Annotated in this window: 22 protein-coding genes and 1 tRNA gene; 5 read left to right on the plus strand and 18 right to left on the minus strand. The window is 54.1% G+C overall.

Going from position 1 to position 22583, the window contains the following annotated elements:
* Positions 1-4 precede the first annotated feature (4 nt).
* Positions 5-751 (plus strand): DNA repair protein RecO, encoded by a 747-nt coding sequence (gene recO / locus JCM17844_RS11285; protein WP_150001051.1) that lies wholly within the window; start codon positions 5-7, stop codon positions 749-751.
* 140 nt (positions 752-891) lie between these two features.
* Positions 892-1782: a pantoate--beta-alanine ligase gene (gene panC, locus JCM17844_RS11290; protein WP_150001052.1), complete on the plus strand. Its 891-nt coding sequence runs from the start codon at positions 892-894 to the stop codon at positions 1780-1782.
* Here panC and JCM17844_RS11295 read toward each other — a convergent pair.
* From JCM17844_RS11295 to JCM17844_RS11375, 18 genes are all read right to left on the minus strand, one after another.
* Positions 1779-2414 carry a response regulator gene (locus JCM17844_RS11295; protein WP_150001053.1) on the minus strand — a complete coding sequence of 212 codons (636 nt, stop codon included), beginning with the start codon at positions 2412-2414 and terminating at the stop codon, positions 1779-1781. The genes panC and JCM17844_RS11295 overlap by 4 nt on opposite strands.
* Positions 2411-2551: a response regulator gene (locus JCM17844_RS11300; RefSeq protein WP_150001054.1), complete on the minus strand. Its 141-nt coding sequence runs from the start codon at positions 2549-2551 to the stop codon at positions 2411-2413. The genes JCM17844_RS11295 and JCM17844_RS11300 overlap by 4 nt, the downstream gene beginning before the upstream one ends.
* A gap of 57 nt (positions 2552-2608) precedes the next feature.
* On the minus strand, positions 2609-4075 hold the full coding sequence (mgtE, locus tag JCM17844_RS11305) for a magnesium transporter (protein WP_210431860.1): 1467 nt from the start codon (positions 4073-4075) through the stop codon (positions 2609-2611).
* Positions 4076-4157: 82 nt separating this feature from the next.
* Positions 4158-4246 (minus strand) — tRNA-Leu (locus JCM17844_RS11310).
* 83 nt (positions 4247-4329) lie between these two features.
* A complete protein-coding gene (locus tag JCM17844_RS11315; protein ID WP_150001055.1) occupies positions 4330-5682 on the minus strand; it encodes a UDP-glucose dehydrogenase family protein in 1353 nt (450 codons plus the stop codon).
* A gap of 12 nt (positions 5683-5694) precedes the next feature.
* Positions 5695-6567 carry a UTP--glucose-1-phosphate uridylyltransferase GalU gene (galU, locus tag JCM17844_RS11320; RefSeq protein WP_150001056.1) on the minus strand — a complete coding sequence of 291 codons (873 nt, stop codon included), beginning with the start codon at positions 6565-6567 and terminating at the stop codon, positions 5695-5697.
* 257 nt (positions 6568-6824) lie between these two features.
* The gene (gene clpA / locus JCM17844_RS11325; protein WP_150001057.1) at positions 6825-9161 is read right to left on the minus strand and encodes an ATP-dependent Clp protease ATP-binding subunit ClpA; all 2337 of its coding nucleotides are present in this window, start codon (positions 9159-9161) and stop codon (positions 6825-6827) included.
* A 70-nt stretch (positions 9162-9231) separates the two neighbouring features.
* Entirely contained in the window at positions 9232-9564 is a 333-nt protein-coding gene (clpS, locus tag JCM17844_RS11330) for an ATP-dependent Clp protease adapter ClpS (RefSeq protein ID WP_150001058.1), read from the minus strand.
* Positions 9565-9905: 341 nt separating this feature from the next.
* Positions 9906-10562, minus strand: coding sequence for a phasin family protein (locus JCM17844_RS11335; RefSeq protein ID WP_150001059.1), 657 nt, complete (start codon positions 10560-10562; stop codon positions 9906-9908).
* 459 nt (positions 10563-11021) lie between these two features.
* Complete coding sequence (gene pgmG / locus JCM17844_RS11340) at positions 11022-12404, minus strand: phosphoglucomutase/phosphomannomutase PgmG (RefSeq protein ID WP_150001060.1); 1383 nt, start codon at positions 12402-12404, stop codon at positions 11022-11024.
* Between the two features lie 115 nt (positions 12405-12519).
* Positions 12520-13251 carry a DnaJ domain-containing protein gene (locus JCM17844_RS11345; protein WP_150001061.1) on the minus strand — a complete coding sequence of 244 codons (732 nt, stop codon included), beginning with the start codon at positions 13249-13251 and terminating at the stop codon, positions 12520-12522.
* Positions 13248-13976, minus strand: coding sequence for a YbbN family protein (locus tag JCM17844_RS11350; protein ID WP_150001062.1), 729 nt, complete (start codon positions 13974-13976; stop codon positions 13248-13250). The genes JCM17844_RS11345 and JCM17844_RS11350 overlap by 4 nt, the downstream gene beginning before the upstream one ends.
* Positions 13977-14149: 173 nt before the next feature.
* Positions 14150-14524: a PAS domain-containing protein gene (locus tag JCM17844_RS11355; protein WP_150001063.1), complete on the minus strand. Its 375-nt coding sequence runs from the start codon at positions 14522-14524 to the stop codon at positions 14150-14152.
* Positions 14525-14813: 289 nt separating this feature from the next.
* Positions 14814-16193, minus strand: coding sequence for an HlyD family type I secretion periplasmic adaptor subunit (locus JCM17844_RS11360; RefSeq protein ID WP_150001064.1), 1380 nt, complete (start codon positions 16191-16193; stop codon positions 14814-14816).
* A complete protein-coding gene (locus JCM17844_RS16730) occupies positions 16190-16315 on the minus strand; it encodes a hypothetical protein (protein WP_268885160.1) in 126 nt (41 codons plus the stop codon). The genes JCM17844_RS11360 and JCM17844_RS16730 overlap by 4 nt, the downstream gene beginning before the upstream one ends.
* Positions 16316-16356: 41 nt before the next feature.
* Entirely contained in the window at positions 16357-17700 is a 1344-nt protein-coding gene (locus JCM17844_RS11365) for a peptidase domain-containing ABC transporter (protein ID WP_150001065.1), read from the minus strand.
* Positions 17701-17702: 2 nt separating this feature from the next.
* Entirely contained in the window at positions 17703-18383 is a 681-nt protein-coding gene (locus tag JCM17844_RS11370; protein WP_150001066.1) for an ATP-binding cassette domain-containing protein, read from the minus strand.
* Positions 18380-20206: a peptidase domain-containing ABC transporter gene (locus JCM17844_RS11375; protein WP_150001067.1), complete on the minus strand. Its 1827-nt coding sequence runs from the start codon at positions 20204-20206 to the stop codon at positions 18380-18382. Before JCM17844_RS11375 ends, JCM17844_RS11370 begins: the two co-directional genes overlap by 4 nt.
* Positions 20207-20610: 404 nt before the next feature.
* Between JCM17844_RS11375 and JCM17844_RS11380 the strand changes: the two genes are divergently transcribed.
* From JCM17844_RS11380 to JCM17844_RS16740, 3 genes are all read left to right on the plus strand, one after another.
* Positions 20611-21621 (plus strand): Ig-like domain-containing protein, encoded by a 1011-nt coding sequence (locus JCM17844_RS11380; protein WP_210431861.1) that lies wholly within the window; start codon positions 20611-20613, stop codon positions 21619-21621.
* Complete coding sequence (locus tag JCM17844_RS16735) at positions 21618-21920, plus strand: Ig-like domain-containing protein (RefSeq protein ID WP_150001069.1); 303 nt, start codon at positions 21618-21620, stop codon at positions 21918-21920. The genes JCM17844_RS11380 and JCM17844_RS16735 overlap by 4 nt, the downstream gene beginning before the upstream one ends.
* Positions 21917-22583 (plus strand): cadherin-like domain-containing protein (locus JCM17844_RS16740; RefSeq protein ID WP_150001070.1); only part of this gene is annotated, 667 nt, incomplete at its 3' end. The genes JCM17844_RS16735 and JCM17844_RS16740, both read left to right, overlap by 4 nt.

Consider the following 22583-nt stretch of genomic DNA (forward strand, 5'->3'; position numbering starts at 1 on the left):
TCTTATGGAATGGACCGAACCGAGCTTGATCCTGTCCGCCGGTCGGCATGGGGAACACCATGCCATCGTCGATTTGCTGACCGCGAGCCGGGGCCGGTGGCGCGGTTTGGTGCGCGGCGGAAAAGGGCGACGCTTGTCTGGCATTTTGCAACCGGGCAATGAAGTGGAAGCCCATTGGCGCGCTCGCCTTGAAAGCCAGCTTGGCGCTGTCACCATTGAACTGCGCCAAGGCCGCGCCGGTGCATTATTGGGAGAGCCGCGTCGTTTGTCGGCACTGGTGTCCGTCTGCGCCACATTGGCCGCATGCTTGCCGGAACGGGAAGCGCATCCGGCGGTCTATGAAGCCGCGACGGCGTTTTTTGATCTTTTGTCTGACGAAACGATGGAGTCCGTGGATTGGGGCCCGGCTTTGGTGCGACTGGAAGTGGGGTTGTTGGCCGATCTGGGCTATGGCCTTGATCTCAAGGCCTGTGCCGCGACAGGTGTTTTAGACGATCTTGTTTATGTGTCGCCCAAATCCGGACGGGCGGTAAGCGCGAAGGCGGGGAAGCCCTACCATGACCGGCTATTGCCCTTGCCCGCATTTCTGACGGGGCAACAAACCGGCCCGATGACGGCAAAAGCGGTGAGCGATGGATTGTTCTTGACGGGTTTTTTCCTTGAGCGTTTGGTTCGGGAAAGCCATGCTCGGCCCTTGCCGCAAGAACGGCAAAGGCTTTTGCAGGCCTTCAAGGATGAAGGAACGGCTTGATCGATGTGGCTTGGCCCGATCTTGGCTGTTTTACCCAATGCACAAGATCAGGGAGAGGGCGGCCAATCACCCGCGCTTGCCGATCATGCTGCGCTGCGGTAAAAGGGCTGGCTTTATAGTTTAGCGTACGAGGATAAAGGATGACCACACAGGTAAAAGCACCGGCAAAGTCAGGGGCCCCGCAAGGGGCCACCGCTGTGGTGCGCACGGTGGACGATCTTCGGGCGCATGTGGCGGCTTGGCACGGGCAAGGTCTTCGTGTCGGGTTGGTGCCAACCATGGGAGCGCTGCATCATGGGCATTTGTCGCTGATCGATCGTCTGGCCGATCATGTTGATCGGGTGATCGTGTCGATCTTTGTCAATCCCGCGCAATTCGGCCCCAATGAAGATTTCTCCGCCTACCCCCGGCGTGAGGCACAGGATCTGGCGGCCCTTGAAACCGTGGGGGCCGACCTTGCCTATCTGCCTGATGTGAAGGTTATGTATCCGCAAGGTTTTCGCACCAATATTCATGTGAAAGGTCTGAGCGAAGGCTTGGAAGGGGATGTACGGCCCGGGCATTTCGATGGTGTGGCCACAGTGGTGATGAAGCTGCTGATGCAATCGCAGTGCGACTGCGCCATCTTCGGGGAAAAGGATTTCCAGCAATTTGCGGTGCTGCGCCGTCTTGTGATCGATCTGGATCTACCGGTGGAGATTGTGGCAGGCCCCATCATCCGCGAGCCCGACGGTCTGGCCGCGTCTTCGCGCAATGTCTATTTGAATGCAGAACAGCGCAGCATTGCTGGGCAATTTAATCTGGTGCTGGCGGATTTGCGTCGCCGTGCCATGGCGGGCGAAGATTTGCGTATCCTAGAACAGGAAGGCGAAAAGGCTTTGCTCGCCAAAGGGTTCGACCGGGTAGATTATGTGCGCTTTTGTAATGCCGAAAGCCTCGAAATGGCTGAGGATTTAACGGCTCCGGTGCAGCTTTTGGCGGTGGCTGTTCTGGGAAAAACCCGGCTGCTGGATAATGTGCAGATCGGTTAAGACTCTTGCGTGACGGATATGGTTCCCAGCCCGGTTTCCCCCGCATGAATGAAGCGCGGATCTTGGCACAAGACATCATAATACCTGCACAAAATGCCGATATCTGCAGCCCAGGGCGCGCGTAATTTCCGGATGATATGATGCAAGGCATCTGGGAAGCGCACCCATTGTGACGGGCTTTCGCTGCTTTCTTCCAACAGATGGGCGACCCGTCCCATGATCTGGATTCGGTGGATCAGGCGCGTACCGTAATCATGCGGCATGGATTGAATCTCCCGGTGCAGACGTTCAAAAACATGATCGATTAAGGCCGGATCGTTTTTGATCTGGCCAAGCACCGGTTCGATGGGGCTCATGCTTTCCAAAGCGCTGATGGCGTTAAGACGGGCCGTGCGGGGCAGACCGCGAAAGCCGCAGATAAGCCAAAAAGCCAGTCGGTCCATCAAATGGGCAAGATCGCTCCCCTTCAATAGAAAATCATCGCCGCCACATTCCAGACCGCGCAGCATGTCCTGTGCTGTATCATTGGCGGATAAAAACAGAATCGGGCAGGGGCGCAGACCGCTTTCCAAAAGGCGCGTGACCATGGCATGTCCGCTCATATCCGGCATTTCCACATCGGAAACGATCAAGCCAGATGCCGCTCGCGCACCAGTTCCAGCGCCTCGCGCCCGCCAGAGCAGAGCTTTACGGAAAAGCCGCGTTTTTGAATGGCGGCCCCATAAAGCCGGGCAATAGCCGGATCATCGTCGATCAACAGGATCGTCACATCCGCCTCACGTCACTGCATAGTCGGCGGTTCCGGCTCATTATTTGTTCGTCTTTCCTAAACGAGAACCAGCGCCGCCAGTCCTAAAAATGCGAAGAACCCGACCACATCGGTGATGGTGGTCACAAAAACGCTGGATGCGACCGCCGGGTCCACGCCAAACCTATCGAGTATCATGGGGACCATTATGCCCGATAGCCCTGCCACCACCATATTGATGATCATCGCTGTGGCCAAGACAAGGGATAATAAAATATCGCCAAACCAGATCATCCCGACAATCCCCACAACAATGGCAAGGCCAACGCCATTGATCAGCGCAACGATCAGCTCCTTGTTCACAATGCGCATGGCATTGGCAGGGGAAAGCTCTTTGGTGGCCAGCGCTCGCACGGCAACGGCCATTGTCTGGGTACCCGCATTGCCGCCCATAGAGGCGACAATGGGCATCAAAACCGCCAGCGCCACCATGGCTTCAAGGGTTGCATCGAACAGGCCGATCACCAGAGAGGCCAGCACCGCCGTGCCCATATTCACAAATAACCAGATAAAGCGCGTTCGGCTGACATCGCGGATGGAGACATTCACATCGCCTTCACTCACACCGGCCAGTGCCAGAATATCTTCCTGTGCCTCGTCTTCGATAACGCCGACAATGTCATCAACGGTGATTACCCCCACCAGGCGGCCATAATCATTGACCACCCCTGCGGAAATCAGATGGTATTTGGCAAATTGCCGGGCCACTTCTTCCTGGTCTGTGGTCACATGCATGATATGCGGATCGGGATTCATCACGTCCTTGATCCGCATGGGGCGCTTGCAGCTTAAAACCCGCGACAAGGGAACGGTGCCGATGGGCCGGTAGGCAGGGTCCACGACAATCAGTTCATAAAAATCATTGGGAGACTGATCGTCTTCCTGAGCGCGTAGGAAATCAATGGTCTGACCGATGCTCCAAAATTCCGGTACGGCCACCAGATGGCGCTGCATCAAGCGCCCGGCGCTGTCCTCGGGGAAGGCGAGGCCCTCTTCCAGGGCTGTGCGATCTTCACGGGTCAGCGCATGCAGCACTTCTTGCTGCGATTCGGCGTTCAGATCTTCAAGGATGTAAACCGCGTCATCGGTATCAAGCTGCTTGACCGCATCAGCAATGATGCTGGGCGAGATGACCTTGACCACATCATCGAACGCGGCGCCTTCCAGTTCCGAAAGGAAGTTGGGGTCTAGCGCATCCGCCACAAGTCGGGCCAAAGAGCGCCGCTCTTCGGACGATAAAACCTCGAACAGATCGGCGATATCCGCCACATGCAGATCCGCCACAAGGGCGCGGGCCGTGTCTGTGTCATCAGCATGGATCGCATCGACGATGGCGCGGACAAAATCCGGCTGGAGATGGATATCCATGCCGTAATTCGGATCCTGCTGGCCAGCGTCAGGGGAGGGGCCTTGCGTGTTATCTTCAGGAGTGCTGGAGGCGCGATCCGATGTCGTCAGATCGTCGCGATCTTCCGGCGTGGTCATTGGGCGCTTCCTTATGCAAAATGGTTGCGTTCACATCCCAAGATAAACGAAAGCCCGCAGGCGGTCACCTGCGGGCTTTCATTGGTGCGGACGAGAAGACTCGAACTTCCACGGGGGATAAGCCCCACAGCGACCTCAACGCTGCGCGTCTACCAGTTCCGCCACGTCCGCGAGGGACTTGCCGTATAGCCAAGCATTGCCAGCCTCGCAAGGGGAAAGATGGAATTTTTTAAAAAAGATTTCCCATTTTCCCGTCAGCTATCGGTTGCGGTTAAAGAGGCAGCGGCGATAGAGGAGGCCGCGCCACCGCGACCGATGCCATAATATTCAAATCCTTTCGCCTGCGGCTCTCCCCGTGCATAAATATTGCGCAAATCTACCAAAATACGATTTTTCAGCAGGTCGCCTGCGCGATCAAAGTCCAAGGCGCGGAATTGGTTCCATTCGGTGACGATCACCAAAATATCCGCACCGTTCATGCAGGCATAGGCATCATCGCAATAGGTGATGTCGGGAAGAAGTTTCTTGGCCTCCGCCGTGCCTTCAGGGTCATAAGCGTGGATGGTGGCACCGGCCTTCAGCAAGGCAGGCACAATATCCAATGAGGGGCTATCGCGCATATCATCGGTATTGGGTTTGAAGGTCAGCCCCAACATGGCCACCCGTTTGCCCTTGGCCGAGCCGCCCAGCGCCGCGATGATACGGTCTGCCATGGCACGCTTCCGGTTGTCGTTTGCATCCACGGTGGCCTGCACAATACGCAAAGGTGTGCCCACCTGTTGGGCGGTGCGCAATAGCGCCAGCGTATCTTTGGGGAAGCAACTGCCGCCATAGCCGGGGCCGGCGTGCAGGAATTTTTTCCCGATGCGGTTATCAAGGCCAATGCCCTTGGCCACATCCTGTACATCTGCGCCCAATTGCTCGCACAGATCGGCCATTTCATTGATGAAGCTGATCTTGGTGGCCAAAAAGGCATTGGCGGCATATTTGATCAATTCGGCGCTTTCGCGGCGGGTGAACATCACCGGCGTTTCATTCAGGAACAAAGGCCGATACAGCTCTTTCATAACATTCCGGGCGCGTTCGGATGTGGTGCCCACCACCACCCGATCCGGGTGCATGAAATCGGTGATGGCGGCCCCTTCGCGCAGGAATTCAGGATTGGATGCCACATCCCATTCCTTGTCGGGGGCATGTTCCATCAGAATTTCTTCGATTTTTGCGCCGGTCCCCACGGGCACCGTGGATTTGGTCACCACCACGGTATAACCATAAAGCAGGCTGGCAACTTCTTCCGCCGCTTTCATCACATAGCTGAGATCCGCATGGCCATCGCCCCGGCGTGACGGTGTGCCTACGGCGATGAACACCGCGTCAGATGCCCCGACGCTATCGGCAAGGCGGGTGGAAAAGTCCAAACGCCCGGCTTTCACATTGCGGTCCACCAAGCTATCAAGGCCGGGTTCAAAAATAGGAATATCCCCGGCTTTGAGGGCTTTGATTTTCTCATCATTCACGTCAACACAGGTGACATGATGCCCGAATTCCGAAAAGCAGGCGCCTGAAACAAGCCCCACATATCCCGTCCCCACAATCGTTACACGCACGAAACGACTCCCTTATAAACTTAGTGATTTCAGATAATCCGCCAGATCGCTTCCCAAATCTTCCCGTTCCAGCGCCAGAGAAATGGTGGCCTTCAAAAAGCCCAGCTTGTCGCCGCAATCATAGCGCGTGCCTTCAAAGCGCAGGCCGTGAAAGGGTTGATGCCCGATCAAGCGGGCCATGGCATCGGTCAGTTGAATTTCACCGCCCGCGCCGCGTTCTTTGCGTTCAAGGGCCTCAAAAATATCCGGTTGAAGAATATAACGCCCGATGATCGACAAGGTGGACGGGGCATCTTGCGGCTTTGGCTTTTCCACCAGGCCTTTTACTTCAGACAGAGCGCCATCCACAGCGCCCACATCCAGAATACCATAGCGGTTGGTATGGTCGCGGGGCACATCCATCACCGCAACCAGATTTCCGCCGGTCTTTTCATAAGCGGTGATCATTTGCTGCAGGCACGGCACATCGGATTTCACCAGATCATCGGGCAAAAGCACGGCGAAGGGCTCATCGCCCACCAGATTGCGGGCACACCATACAGCATGGCCAAGCCCTAAAGGCTTTTGCTGGCGGGTATAGCTGACGCCCCCGGCCTTGGGGATGATGGAGCGCACAGTTTTCAGGGCATCATCCTTGCCGCGCTCTGTTAATGTGGCTTCCAATTCGAAAGCATGGTCGAAATGGTCTTCCAAAAGATATTTGCCGCGACCGGTGATAAAGATCACCTCTTCAATTCCGGCGGCAAAGGCTTCTTCCACAGCATATTGGATGATGGGTTTGTCCACCACTGGCAGCATTTCTTTTGGCATGGCTTTTGTCGCGGGCAAAAAACGTGTTCCAAGCCCCGCAACAGGCATCACGGCCTTGCGTACCCGTGCTTTCATGCAGTTTCCCCTTTTGATACCCTGTTCCTGTTCCTGTTAGGGGCTTATTCAAAACCACCGAAAAACCCAACAGCGACCCTTTGCTTATCCTTATCGAAACCGGTTTTACGATATTAGGCCAAATGCTTGGCACAACACGAAAAAAACGCACCTTTTAAAGTGCGTTTTTAATAATACCCGTAAATGCACGGAAATTAGACGGCAAAGTAATAATTTTCACCTCTTGCAGACCTGAATTTCAGCCAAGGTTTTAGGCTTTAATCCACTGGAGCGGGGTTTGGCTTGCGTTTCTTGCCTCCCGGAGGTGCAACATTGGGCGTGATTTCAAAGTCGATCTTGCCGTCGCGCAGCCGGACCACCACTTCGCCGCCCTTTTGCAGGCGCCCGAACAGCAGTTCATCGGCCAAAGGCTTTTTGACATTTTCCTGAATCACCCGGCTTAAAGGCCGTGCGCCAAATTTCCGATCATAGCCTTTTTCGGCCATCCATTTTTTGGCACCGTCGGTGACAGAAATCATCACATCGCGTTCGGCAAGCTGCACTTCCAGTTCCAGAATGAACTTCTCAACCACCCGCGACACAACCTCTGTGGGCAGATAATCGAAGGGAACAATGGCATCCAGCCGGTTCCTGAACTCTGGGGTGAACAGCTTCTTGATCGCTTCTTCATCTTCACCTTCGCGGCTGTCGCGCGCAAAGCCGATGGCGCTTTTGGCAAGCTCTGTCGCCCCTGCATTGGTGGTCATGATCAAGATCACATTGCGGAAATCGATCTTTTTGCCATTGTGATCGGTCAGCGTGCCTGCATCCATCACCTGCAACAGCAGGTTAAAGAGATCAGGATGCGCCTTTTCGATTTCATCCAGCAGCAAAACGGAATGGGGATGCTGATCCACCGCATCGGTGAGCAGGCCCCCTTGATCGAAGCCCACATAGCCCGGTGGCGCCCCGATCAGCCGCGAGACTGTGTGCCGTTCCATATATTCCGACATATCGAACCGTGTCAGCTCCACCCCTAGAAGCAGGGCAAGCTGGCGCGCCACTTCGGTTTTGCCAACGCCGGTGGGGCCGGAAAACAGATAGGAGCCAATGGGTTTATTGGGCTCACGCAGGCCCGCCCGCGACAGCTTGATGCTGGCGGCCAAAGCCGTAATGGCCCTGTTTTGCCCAAAGACCACACGTTTTAAATCGCGTTCGATATTGGCCATCACCTTGGTATCGTCTTTGGATACGGATTTCGGCGGGATGCGGGCGATTTTGGCGACAACCGCTTCCACATCCTTGACGCCAACGGTTTTCTTCCGCCGCGAGATGGGCAGCAGCATTTGCGCCGCCCCCGTTTCGTCGATCACATCAATGGCTTTATCGGGCAATTTGCGGTCGGTGATATAACGGGCCGACAGCTCCACCGCCGCCTTGATGGCATCGGCCGTGTACCGCACCCGATGATGCTTTTCGAAATAAGGCTTCAAGCCCTGCATGATCTTGATGGTGTCGGGTAAAGTGGGCTCGGCAATATCGATTTTCTGGAATCTGCGCAAAAGAGCCCGGTCTTTTTCGAAATGGCCACGGAATTCTTTATAGGTGGTGGAGCCAATGCAGCGGATGGCACCAGAGGCAAGGGCAGGCTTCAAAAGATTGGAAGCATCCATTGCCCCGCCAGAGGTGGCCCCGGCACCGATAACGGTGTGGATTTCATCAATGAACAAAATCGCCCCGTCATGGTCTTCCAGCTCTTTCACCACGGCCTTCAGGCGTTCTTCAAAATCGCCACGATAGCGCGTGCCAGCCAGCAACGAGCCCATATCCAGTGAAAAGATGGTGGCGTCCAGCAGCACTTCGGGCACATCGCCTTCAACGATTTTCCGTGCCAATCCTTCGGCAATGGCGGTTTTCCCGACTCCGGGATCGCCCACAAACAAGGGATTGTTCTTGGAACGGCGGCACAAGATCTGGATGGTGCGATCAATTTCGCTTTGCCGACCGATCAGCGGATCGATCTTGCCGTCGCGGGCCCGCTGGTTGAGATCGACACAGTAATTTTCAAGCGCGCTATCACCCTTTTTGGTGTCTGCCCGTGCGGCTTGTTCGGAGTCGTGCCCATGCTCATCATCGCTTGATCCGCGCAAGGGGCGACGCTCGGATTGCTGGGGGGATTTGGCAATGCCGTGGCTGATATAGCTCACCGCATCCAGCCGGGTCATATCTTGCTGTTGCAAGAAATAAACCGCATGGCTTTCCCGTTCGGAAAACAGGGCCACAAGCACATTGGCGCCGGTCATTTCTTCACGACCCGAGCTTTGCACATGCAAAATGGCGCGCTGAACAACCCGTTGGAAGCCTGCGGTGGGGGTGGCTTCAACGCCATCATCATCCACCTTCAGGCTATCCAGTTCCTTATCCAAATATCCGGTTAAATTTACGCGCAACACATCATCATCGACATTGCAGGCCTTTAAAACGGCGGCTGCATCGGAATCATCAAGCAATCCCAACAGGAGATGTTCCAATGTCGCATATTCGTGCCTGCGCTTATTGGCTTCGGCCAATGCGCGATGAAGCGTTTGTTCCAGATGAGGTGAAAAACTCGGCACGATATTGTCCTTTTCTCAAAAGCCGTGAGTGGGCAGTTTCTGCGGCCTTATGGCGATCGTCTCACTGATTTCATTCCTTCTCCAAGGTGCATTGCAAAGGATGGTGATGTTTTTGTGCATAGTCCACAACTTGATTCGCCTTCGTTTCGGCGATTTCATAGGTAAATACCCCACAAACGCCTACACCCTTTTGATGCACATGTAGCATCACCCGTGTTGCCTGTTCCGAAGACATGCGGAAAAACCGCTTCAGAACATGAATGACAAAATCCATCGGTGTGAAATCGTCATTTAACATAAGCACTTTGTACATCGACGGCTTTTTGGTCTTGGGCTGTGTTTTGGTCAGCAAACCGGTCGATGGCGATCTTTGATCGTCGTGATCATTATCGTTTTCGGACATAGATATGGTCTTTACGCTCGTGTTTGCCAAACGCATCGGCACCTGCCTGACTTCACATAATGTACAATTCGTACAATACCAGTCCTGCTATGGTAGCAGCCAGCACTTCCCCGTGCGAGGGAAGATTTACGCCTTCAAAGAGCGTGCTGCCCCCTTTTTTTGGAGAGCATGGTGAAGAAGGTCAATTGTGCATAAACAAGATTAACGTCAGTATAACGATGTGGTGCTTCCTGCGTATTTTTTCGCAGGAAATTTTATAGAAAAACCCCCTCCGCACCTGTCATGATAAAGGTGGAAGGGGGCATGAACCGTTGAAAATTGTGGGAAAGGCGGAGGCGGGCTTATTGGCCCGACAAGCCTTTCATATGATCCACCATGCGCGCAAATTGTGTGCTCAAAGGGTCCATGGATTCCCGTCCAATCCGCATCCAGATATCGGTCGATGCGGTATATTGCGCGATCATGCTGTCATAGCTGTCGCGCACATAGGCTTCATGCACTTTGCACAAGGACACAGGGTCTTTTGCCTCGCAAAAGGCGGAAAAGAAGGCGGCCTGTTTTTCACTGCGCTGTTGGGCAAGGTCCGACATTTGATCGGACAATTCTTCTATATTTTGAACGGCGGTAACCGTTGCGCCCACAAGGCTGTCCAGAGCCTCTTTCTGGAAGGTCATCAAGGCTTCCAAATTCATGGTGGCATCTTGAATTCCGCGTTCGCTTAATTGGGTTGTTGCGTTCATTTCTACAACTGCCGCTTCCACGGTTACATCCACCGCTTTTTTCATGTCATTCAGCATTTTTTCCGCAGGAACATTGGCGGTCAATGTGGCATCGGCATAGGCTTTTTCAGCAGCCTTTACCGAGGCATCTTCATTGATCGGTTTATGCGCGGCGGGGCTTGCGGCGGTTTTGGCGCTTGAGGCTTTTGTGCTTTTGGCCGCAGCTTTCTTTGGCTTGTCCGCCTTGGGGGCTACGGGTTTTTCCGCTTTTGCCTTCACCGGCTTTGGGGCCTCTTTTTGAGGGGCATTTTGTTTTGACTTGGCTGGTGCAGAAGCGGATTTTGGCGTTTCGGCCTTTGCTTGGTTTTTGTGCTGCTTTTGGCCGATTTCGCGGCGCTGGTCATGCTTGCCTTTTGGGCCGCATTGGAGGCCGAAATGGCCTTTTCGTCTGTCCGGTTGCTTTTGGCTGTCATGCTACTCTCCCTATGCGGCTATATTCGCAAACCCATCTGTGCATGGGAAGTATGGGAGTTTTCCGGGGTTTCGTCAAAATTATTTTGCAGTGCAGCATAAGAGGCTGGAAGCCTTGATGAACTTGCTATCCAGCCGCCTTGTGCTCTTCCCCATATCCAAAATAAGGGGCGAATCGGTGACATATCTGGGGCAGCGCTTTGTCGGGCCACAGCGCAAATGATACGCGCTCAAGGCGGACCGGCAAAGCATTGTGACCCTCGTTCTTCACAGATCGCTGGGTGGTTCGATCCCCGCCTGCTTTAATTGCCCGCGTAAAAGGTCTTTCAACCGGGTTAAACCCTCCTCATCGCGGGCTTCCACTCGTGCCACCAGAACATCTTGCGTGTTGGAGGCCCGCAAAAGCCACCATCCATCTTCCGTTAGCACCCGAACCCCGTCCACATCGATCACTTGCGCGCCAGATTGGGATAGCCGGTCGCGCACCCCTTCGATCACCGGCATTTTGCGGTCTTCCGCGCAGGGGAAACGCAATTCCGGGGTGTTCAGAACATGCGGCATCTCTTGGCGTAAGCGGGCCAAATCGCCCCCCTGAGCCCATATGGCATTCAGGAAGCGGATGGCCGCATATAACCCGTCATCATGGCCATAAAAGCGATCTTTATAGAAAATATGGCCGCTCATTTCACCGGCCAGTGGTGCGCCGGTTTCCGCCATGCGGGATTTTATCAGGGAATGGCCGGTTTTCCACATTTCCGCCTTGCCGCCGGCTTGCACCACGCCATCGAAGAATACCTGACTGGCTTTCACATCAGCGATGATGGTGGCGCCTTTTTGTTCTTTTAAAAGATGGCGGGCCAAAATCAGCAGAATTTGATCGCCCCACACCACATGGCCCGTGCGGTCAACGGCCCCGATGCGGTCACCATCGCCATCAAAGGCAAGCCCCAGATCCATGCCTTCACGGATGACAACCTGCTTGAGCTGTTCAAGATTTTCTTCCACCGTTGGATCAGGGTGGTGATTGGGAAAGCGCCCGTCAATGTCTGCATTGATGACAATATGACGGCCGGGAAGGCGCTTCACCAGCGCCGTTACCGCATCGCCTGCGGCCCCATTGCCCGGGTCCCAGGCCACGGCCATAGGGGCTCCCGTGAAATCGCGCAACAAACGGTGGATATAGCGATCGAAAACGGGAACGGTCTCAAGCGTGCCCGAGCCTTGTTCAAAATCGCCCGACGCCGCCAGAGCGCCCAGCGCCTTGATCTGCTCGCCGAAAACCGGGGCTTTGCCCATCATCATTTTGATGCCGTTATAATCTGGCGGATTATGTGAGCCGGTAATCATCAAACCGCCATCGGCTTTCAGTTCATGCACGGCATAATAGACCATGGGCGTGGGGCCAAGGCCAATGGCGCGCACGGATATGCCGGTGGAGATCAGCCCGTCGATCAGGGCTTTTGCCAAGCGGGGCGAACTTTCGCGCCCATCATATCCCACGACCACTTGGCGCCCGCCTTTTTGGCGCAATTGCGTCCCGTATGCCTTTCCAAGGGCGCAAGCATCCGCATCCCCCAGCGTTTTATCGACAATCCCGCGTATGTCATATTCACGCAAAATCGTTGGATCAAAGTGATGCGGTGTCCCCATGTGGCCTTGGTTCCCTAAAATCGGCACGATATTTCTGTGCATTTATGCCTGAAGTGTTTTCAAGATGCGACCATGATGGTGTCATCATACGGTCATGGATATGTCTGTGGGCGGATCAGGAAGGTCTTTCGTTCAAAAGGACATCTTTGGCCTGATTGAGCTTGGCCGCGAAATATGTGTTCCCACCCTGATCGGGATGCAGCTTTTTCATCAATGAACGATGGGCCTTGTGAATGGCATCGGCATCGGCGTTTTCATCCACCCCCAGAATGGCGCGGGCCTCTTCCGCATTCATGTCTGAAGTGGGGCTTGGGGAGCCTTGCGGCTTATCCGTGTGATGGGCATTGCGGCGCCAATCCGTGCCATGTTCCCGATCGAGCCATGCCTCCAATAACCGCAGGCTGTCTTCATCATGGCCTGCAATATCCTGGTGCAGATCCAGCAATTCTTCGGATGTTAACTGGCTGAGCAGGCGCCCTTCAAACCGGCCCATCAGGATCTCGCCTTCCATATGGCCGCTGTCATGGTCCATCACCATCAAAAGCCACAGGCTGCGAACTTGCGATGTGCGCCCGGATGGTGCTGCCGTTGCATCCCATGAGGCGCGCGCCGAAAACAAGCGGGCAAGGGCGCGTAATTTCAACAGACCAACGCCCGCAGAGCCAAGAAGCGGAAAGGCCAAGGCCAACTTTCCGGTGATGGCCAACAAAAGGCCCGCAATACCCAATAAAACGAGGGACAAAGCAATAAAGGCACGGACAATTTGCTGTCTGGATGCATGGGCAACAGCGTTCAACGCGAAAAGCAATAGGATCAGGCTCAAAACCCCTGCGCCTAGCCAGATCATGGCGTTGGTCCTTTCAATTGTTCCAAAAGCCGTTGTCGGGCGGGTGTGTTTTCACAGTGGTCCTGTAAGGCCTGCTGCCCGCCGGTGGCATAAATGGCAACGGCTTTTAAAAGGTCGCGCAATTGTGCCGGACTGTTCATATCGAAGGGGGCCCAGGCACCGCCCGAAAGCCGTGCGATTTCCTTGAATGCGATGGTGGCGGTGGGATCACGGCCTTCCTGGAATACAAAAACAGGCACATGGCGGATACCAAGCTCTGAAGCCAAATGGCATAGCTCATCGGCATTTTCCTCGCAGGCATCGCCAATGAAAATCGCCGCATGAACGGGGGCTTTGTGATGTTCTTTTTGTACATGCTTTAGCACACGGCCGATCTGGGTCAGACCACCTTGGCAAGTCACGCTGGCCATCTTGCGGGCAAGGGCGGTTCCATTATCGGTCCAGCCGCTGGCGCGACATTCCCGAAATCCGCGAAAATAAATCAACTGTACCAAAAGCCCGCCAAGATCCTGAGCGGCCAGAAACATGTCGCTTTGAATATGGCTGGCCCGATCCCATGTGGGCTGTCGGCTCATGGTGGCATCCAAAGCAAAGGCCAGCCGTCCGGTGCGCGGGGCGTTGGTTGGCCGCTTTACTATGGTGTTCAGAAAGTGGTCAATGGCCGTGCGGCTATCCACGGCGTTTGTGGTTCGGCTGGTTTCAAGTGATTTTCGAGGCTGTCTCATGGATAAAACATGGCCGCACATGCGCTTGGGTGCAAGAACGCTTTATCCCGGTGCCATCAAATCAAGCAGGCTGCCCTTCTTGAGAAGAGCCTTGAAAGAGGGGTTTAATGAAAAGGCCACAATTTGTTTGTTGACCGAGATTCCATCATGGGAGCAGGGCAGAACCAAGCGGGTCAATTCTGCCTGTGTCTTGCCTTTGAATGAGACAGACAATGTTGGTTTTTGTGTTTTATAGGCGTGGAGAAAAGGGGCAACGACCAGTTGGAGGTTGGGGGAGCTGGGGGAAAAGGAAAGAATCTGCCTGTCATATCCAGGCCGTCCCAATTGGTGATTTCCGTGCCGACAAGGTCAAAGCAGATCTCTTGACCAGAGGCCGGGATCGACCCGACGGCGATCCGCCCAAACCAGGGCTGAAATTCTCTGAATTGGAAGTCTTTCCGGTCCGGTAAAAAGCGCTCGCCGCGGCGGCTTTCCCACAAATCATAAAGAGGCCGGAGCTCAGAGTCTTTTAAAGTGTCAGCCGTTGCTGAAAATATTTTTTGTTTCATCACACAGAGTGTCCGAAAATAGAAAAATTATCTGATGTGTGACGGTTATTTATACAATGGCACGCCATTCGTCGAGTGAAAGTAATATTATTTCATATAATTACATAGTGTAAATTTTTTGAAAATATAGAAATAACTCTTCTTCTTTTTTCCAATATTTTCCGTCTTATTTTTTTAGGTCGTTTGAAGCGATTTCATAAGGGAGACGGGTTCTTTTCCATCGGGTAAAAAAAGGATATGCTGCCCAAAGAAAAAGACACGCATATCCTTTTTTGCTCGTGATTTTTGTTCAGCGTTCGGTGAAGGCTCCGGAAAGGGATTGCTGCACCGGACGCCAGAGATATCCAAGAAGGCTTTTTTCACCTGTCTTGATATCCGCTACCAGTGTCATGCCTGCGGTGATTGCATTATTTCTAGGATCGTTCCCTACATAGTTTTGATCGAGACTGATCAGGCATTTGAAATAGAAATTGCCGTCTTCGTCTTTGAAGCTGGTGGCCGAAACCGATTTCACTGTTCCCATGACACCGCCAAAGCGTGTGTAATCATAGGTATCCACTTTCACAGTAACAGTTTGACCAACAGAGATATGGCCAATATCGCGGGGACTGATGCGTCCTTCGGCAAGAATGCCATTATTGTCGGGAACAATTTCTGCAATCAATGCGCCGGGCGGTAAAACTCCGCCGGGGCCGGTCACGCTCAAGCCCGCCACGCGCCCGGAAACGGGGGCGCGCACCACGGTACGGTCCACACGGTCAGACAATTGGGTAAGCTGTTCGTTGATTTCTGCCTGATCATTGGAAAACCGGCCAAGCTGTTCCAATGCATCGCCGCGCAGTCGTTCTTCAATTTCCAGCCGGCTTCCCCGTGCTTGTGCAACATCGGCTTCGGCGCGGGCAATTTCAGAACGTGTGCGGGCGATTTCGCCTTCCACTTGATTGCTGCGTCTTTGGGTGTCCAGATAAACGACTTTATTGGTAAGGCCCTTGTCCAACAGGGTTTTGCGCATATCCAGTTCTTCGGCCAGCAAAAGGCTTTGCTTCTCCAGCATGCCAAGATGCTCGCGCAGGCCGTTGACTTCTTGCTGGCGTGCGATGATCTGGGAATCAATGATGGCGATTTGTGCATCACGGGCTTCTGCTTGTGCCGAATAGATGGCTTTTTGATCGGCAACCAGATCGGGATATTCGTCTATATAGCTTGAAAAATCAGGGGCTTTGCCCAAAGCAAAAGCACGCAACCGTTCAATTTGCAAAGCCAAAGACGCTTCGCGAACCTTCAAGGACAAATAATCGGATCGGGCAAGGGTGTGGTCCATGGTGACGATTTCATCGCCCGCTTCCACATAATCACCGTCATTTACGGCAACGGAGGAAACAATCCCGCCTTCAAGATGTTGCACCGGTTGCACGAAACTGGCGGGCAGAATGGAGCCGCGCGCCGCAACAGTTTCATCTAATCGGGTGAGCGCCGACCAGATAATGAACACGGCAATCAGCCCGGTGATGGCAAAAATAATGCCATAAATTCCCCAAGATGGTCCTGTTTCTTCCAAATAAACAGACCGGCTTAGAACCTGTCGTTCGCTTCTGGTGAAGCGCAGAGAAGGGAGAGTATGGCCGCCTTTGTGATCGGCGTTTCCGGGGGCTGCGGGCAGTTTACTCATAGGGTTTTCTCTCCGATCCGGGCATAAATCTGCTCAGGCGTTCCATCGTGGACCAGCATGCCGTTTTCCAATTGCAGCACGCGATCCGCCAGCCGAATATGGCTTGGGCGGTGCGAGACCATGATTATCGTTCTCTCGCCGCGCATTTTTTGCAACGCATCAATCAAGCTATATCGCCTGCCGTATCAAGGGCTTGTGCCGGTTCATCCAACAGAACGATAGAGGCATCACGCAAATAACCACGGGCCAGAGACAGACGCTGGCGAAATCCTGCATTCAGTTGCCACACGGTTTGATCGCCAAAGCGGGTTTCAAGGCCATCGGGCATCCGCAGAATGTCGTCCCAAAGCCCGGCTTTGCGGCAAGCTTCTTCCAAGTCAGCATCGCTGGCAACCGGATTGGAAAACCGCAAATTTTGCGCCACGGTGCCATGAAAGATGTGGCATTGCTGGGGGACATAGGCAATTTGCTGGCGCAATTCTTGTGGATCGATCTGGCGCACGTCCAGCCCATCAATGCTCACTTGTCCGGCCTGAGAATCATAAAGCCCGGCAATCAGGCGCAGGATTGAAGACTTTCCTGATCCATTCGGCCCCATGATGGCGATCATTTCACCGGGTTGAATTTGAAAATTCACACCCAGAAGGACCGGGTCCGTATTGGCCTGATAACGGAAACTGACGCGGGTGAAATCAATGGCTCCCGACCATTGGCGAAGAATGCCGCCGGAATGTTTGCGGGTTTGCTCGCCCTTCATTTTCATCAATTGATCCAGATGCGCGACCGACATCTTGATCTGTTCGGCGCGGGTGATGGTCAGAAATAAATTCTGGATCGGGGACAGAACCCGCCACACAAGGGCCATCACCGCAATCAGCCCACCGGCGGTCATGGTGCCATCCAGAACCCGCAGAACGCCTGCAATGATGGTGGCACCGCCCGCCATGACCATAATGGTTTGCGCCAGTGTTTGCAGCAGAAACGAAATCTGCCCGTTGCGAAATTGTGCCAGACTGTTGGCGGCGGACATTTCACGATATCGCTCGACCCATTTTTCGGCGGCCCCGGCTTCCCGGATGGTGCGTAGATTGGTGACAAATTCCACAAGGAAGCGATATTGCTTTGAACGCAGGGCAGAAGATTTGGCGATGGACCGCTTGAGGTCGGGAAGAATGAAAATGCCAAGCACCGCAAATAACGCCAGCATGATAAGGGGGATAAGCACCACCCAACCCGCCAGCATTCCGATAACCAGCATGAACAGCACGATGAACGGCAGTTCCAAAAGCACAGAAACCAGCGTGCCGACAAACATTTCGCGCATATTGTCGAATTCCCGGATCCGCGAAATCTGGCCACTCAATGGGGCCGATTCGGTGCGTGTGATGGGAAGAGACAATATTTGCCGAAAAACGCTTCTGGAAATCAGGAATTCCAGCCGTCCTGCGATATAGGCGATGGCTTTGCCGCGCAAAGCCCGGGTGCCCAGATCGATCAACGCCGCCAAAATCAGCCGATGCCAAGGGGGAGCAAAATGCGGCTGGAGCCTGATGCAATCACCTGATCATAGACGGCCATGATGAACAATGGGCCGACCAATGCCAGCAGGTTCAACAGAAAGGTCATGCCCAGAAGACGCCAGATCCGTGGACGTAAGCGGCGCAAGATGGATCGTGTCCATTTGATATCGGGGCGGCTTGGATCCGCATCCTCATCGAATTCAACGATCAGAATGGCCAGACCATCCTCCAAAATGCCCGAATGGGTCCGCCACGCTTTTTCATCACCGGAAAAAGAGTTCACACGCCCTTCATCATCCCGTGTCAAAACGCATGGATTGCCCGCGCCGTCGATGAATAGGCACGGCATCACGCGTGGATCAAGGCTTTCGCCGGATTTGACCGGGCGCTCCACAGTGCGAAAACCAAGAGTTGCCAGTACATTCCGCAGGCTGGCCAGGCTCAGATCCGAAGCAAAATGGGGTAGGGCTTCACTGAGTTCACGTTGGGTGCCGCGCCAACCGCGGGCATCCAGCAAAGCCATCAGGCAAGCGGCAAAGCCCGATTGTGCCGTGAAATCGCCAAGAGAACCGTGCCGTATCGCTGAGGCCAAGGCATCGGCATCATGGCTGCTTAAAGCGGCCTTTCTGGGTTTTTGAGGCTCATCCGGTGCGTTGAGTGCGTCTGTCATGGGCGACCTTTTGGAGATGCAGGCGGTTGAAGGTGGCCTGAATTTTCGTTTGTCCGGGACAGGTTTTTGTGGTCTGCAAAATCAAGAGGCTTAAGACGCCCGTCTTCAAGGCTGAATCTTTGATCGGCCAAAGCCAGAAGGGAGGGGCGGTAGCTGACCAGGATCATGGACACGGTTCCTTTCAGGCTGCGCATCAGGTCGCATAAGGCCCGGTCGCTATAGCCATCAAGGCTGGTATTGGATTCATCAAACAGGATCAGGGACGGACGGTTGATCAAGGCGCGGACAATGGTGATGCGCTGCGCAACGCCAGCGGGAAGCAGATCGGCTGAACTGTCACCAACTTCGGTGTCATATCCATTGGGAAGCCGGGCAAATACTTCGTCCAGATGCAGTTTTGCCGCCAATTCCAAGGCGCGCTGCATGATCTCCACTTGATCCGATCGGAACATGGTCAGGTTGTCTAGAATGGTTCCGTGGAACAGGGTCGGGCGTTGCGGAATATAGGAAATCTGATTGAACACGCTTTCCGCATCAAAATCATGGGGCGGTTGGCCATTCAAAAGAGCCGAGCCTTTTGTGGGAACGATTTGCCCCGCCACCAGATTGAGCAAAGTGGATTTGCCCACACCGTTTTTACCGGTAATGCCGATGATTTGCCCTTGCTCAAGCCTTAAGTTGATATTGTGCAAAACTTCAGGATCTTTTGGGCTGTAGCGAAAGTGCAAATTTTTCAGATCAAGCGAGGTAAAGCGGTCCATTTTGAACCGCCCACGGCTTTCCGCAGGAATGGCATCAATGTCGCGCAGATTGTCTTCTGCCAAAGAGACCGATTGAAAGCGCGACCATAGTCCCAAGGCACGCAGGGCGGGCTGAACCGTGCGTCCGGCAAGCAGGGTGCTGGCGGCCAAGGCTCCAACGCTCAGCGTGCCATTGATGACCATCAGGCTGCCAAATCCCACAACGGCAGCAACGGTCAGGTGGCTGGTGATGGTGCCGACCGTTTGTGCGTGCCCTGAAATTTGGGAAACTTGGGCGCTTGCAAAGGCATTGGATTCCAGTAACCGCTCATAGCGGCGCAGCATCATCGCCTCCATGGCCATTGCCTTCACTGTATGAATTCCGCTCAGCACTTCAATCAGGAAGCTGTAGCGTCTGCGGTCCCATTCCCGGCGCTCTTCCAACTGTTCTTGCAGGCTTTTGCCAATCTTCCATGCCATAAAGCCCGCGATGCCAAGCATGATGATGGGGATCAGGACCAGCCATCCGGTGATGAGAGCCAAAATTCCTAAAAACAACAGGATAAATGGCAGGTCGATCAAAACCAGGCTGGCTTGGCTGGCGTAAAAATCGCGAATTAATTCAATGCTGGATAATCTATCCAGATGCATGCCCGATGGCGTGCTTTCCACATGGGCCAAATCTCCTGTCGCCAGTCTTTTTATGGCGATACAGCCGGCCCGGTGTTCATATTGCGCGCCTGCCCAGCCAGATAAACGGGCGCGGGCGATTTTAAGGAGCACATCCAAAACAAGTGCAATCGCAACGCCGATGGTGAGCATGGCCAAAGTCGATAGGCCTTCATAAGGCAAAATACGATTATAGACCTGCAAGATCAAAAGCGGCAAAGCAAGGGCAAGGATGTTGATCCCCAAAGACGCGGCAAGAATGGCACCATTGGAGATGGGAATATATTGATGCCACAGCCGGTGCAAAAGATCATCTTGCTCGGCGGGAAGCGGCTGCACATTGTCTTCAGAATTGTTCGCTTCTTGATGGATGCCAGAATCTGAATATGTGTCGGCATTCTTTATTTTGTGCATTCGCGCTCCTCGCCCCTTCGCCGCGCTCTGGGCGCTTGAGATTTTTGGATGAATATACCGCCTTGGTGGTCCGGCTTGTTTTATCTGTGCTTAAAAGCGATCATCTTTCGTGCGGAATGTTTCGCATAAAATTTCTAGTGCAGCTTGGTTAATTTCCTATTGATGCCATTGGCATTAAACGGAATCGGGACTTTAAATCAATTAAAAAGAAAATAGGGAAAATTTGACTTAAATTTTATAAAATAGTGCAAATTCAAGCAGTTAAGGAAATTTTTAGGGATTTTTTATATTTTGTAATATATGATTTTGTAGATAGGGTTTCGTGGGTCGTTTCCGGGGCATGCTGATTTGCTTGAATTTGAATGCGGTGGGTGTATCCGCCCGATGGTTTGAAAGACTGTATCATGGCTGAAAACAAGACTTCCGCTGATCCGGCTCGCGAAGCCTCGATGGATCCTGCTTTGTTTCGGGATGGCCCTTCGGATGTAGAGGCCGCAGATGCCGTATTGCCGCCATCGGGTGTGAATTTTTCAGATGCTCAGGAAGTCACGAACCAGAATGTACACACCGGCGCCCGCCGCGAGGGTGTCGACTTTGGTGATGAGGTGCAAGAGGGGTCGGGGCCAGCGGTTGATAGCAGACTGCGAGATCTTGTGGAAAGCGAGCCTGTTGTTCGTTCCGACAGACCGCAATCGAATATACTGCGCTCTGAACAGGCGGCACCCGTTGTCGAGGATGCGCAGAGGGGGCAGGTCGCCAATAGTGGTCAGTCGGGCACGGCATCCCTTGCTGATTCTGGCAATGCCGTTTCGCAGCCAACGGATGGCGGCAATGGCTTGGTGAATGGCGGCGGTGGTGATGCCGATGCTGTCGCTGCGCTGTCTGCGGATGGAAATTCAGGCCCATTGGCGCAGGCGGGTGTCCTTGATGCTGTGGAAGATGGTGGGCCGGTAGAAGGTCAACTTGTGGCCACCGATGTGGATGGCGATGTTCTCACCTATGGGTTGGTAAGTGGCCCTGCCGAAGGGTCTGTCACGGTCAATGCCGATGGCAGCTATATCTTTGATCCGGCTGATGGCTTTCAGGATCTGGCAGTGGGCGAAAGCCGTGATGTGACTTTCACCTATCAGGTGGATGATGGCAATGGCGGCTTTGCCACCGCCACGGTGACCATCACCGTTACCGGCACCAATGATGCGCCCATAGCTGAAGCGACCAACATCAGCGCAGTGGAAGATGGTGGTGCGGTGTCCGGTCAGCTTGTGGCCAATGATGTGGATGCCAGCGACACGCTAAGTTTCAGCTTGCTTGATGGCCCTGCGGAAGGGTCTGTCACGGTCAATGCCGATGGCAGCTATGCCTTTGATCCGGCTGATGGCTTTCAGGATCTGGCAGTGGGTGAAAGCGTGATGTGACCTTCACTTATCAGGTGGATGATGGCAATGGCGGTACGGATATTGCGAGCGTTACCATCACCGTTACCGGCACCAATGATGTACCGATCGCCGAAGCGACCAACATCAGCGCGGTGGAAGATGGTGGCGCGGTGTCTGGCCAGCTTGTGGCCAGTGATGTGGATGCCAGCGATACACTGACCTTCAGCTTGCTTGATGGCCCTGCGGAAGGGTCTGTCACGGTCAATGCCGATGGCAGCTATGCCTTTGATCCGGCTGATGGCTTTCAGGATCTGGCAGTGGGTGAAAGCGTGATGTGACCTTCACTTATCAGGTGGATGATGGCAATGGCGGTACGGATATTGCGAGCGTTACCATCACCGTTACCGGCACCAATGATGCACCGATCGCCGAGGCAGCGCGCAACAGCGCAGAAGAAGATGGTAGTGCGGTTTCCGGTCAGCTTGTGGCCAGTGATGTGGATGCCAGCGACACGCTAAGTTTCAGCTTGCTTGATGGCCCTGCAGAGGGGTCTGTCACGGTCAATGCCGATGGCAGCTACAGCTTTGACCCTGCTGATGGCTTTCAGGACTTGGGAGATGGTGAAAGCCGCAATGTGTCTTTCACCTATCAGGTGGATGATGGCAATGGCGGTACGGATAGTGCGACCGTCACCATCACCGTTACCGGCACCAATGATGCGCCGATCGCCGAAGCAGCGCGTAATAGCGCGGTGGAAGATGGCCCGGCAGTTAGTGGTCGGCTTCTCGCTTCAGATGCCGAGGGGGACGATCTGACCTTCAGCCTGCTAGATGGTCCTGCGGAAGGGGTGGCCACGGTCAATGCCGATGGCAGCTATCGCTTTGACCCCGCCGATGGTTTTCAGGATCTGGCGGCAGGTGAAAGCCGCGATGTGTCTTTCACCTATCAGGTGGATGATGGCAATGGCGGTACGGATAGTGCGACCGTCACCATCACCGTTA

Source organism: Iodidimonas gelatinilytica (assembly GCF_008579125.1).
Classification (GTDB): domain Bacteria; phylum Pseudomonadota; class Alphaproteobacteria; order Sphingomonadales; family Rhodothalassiaceae; genus Iodidimonas; species Iodidimonas muriae.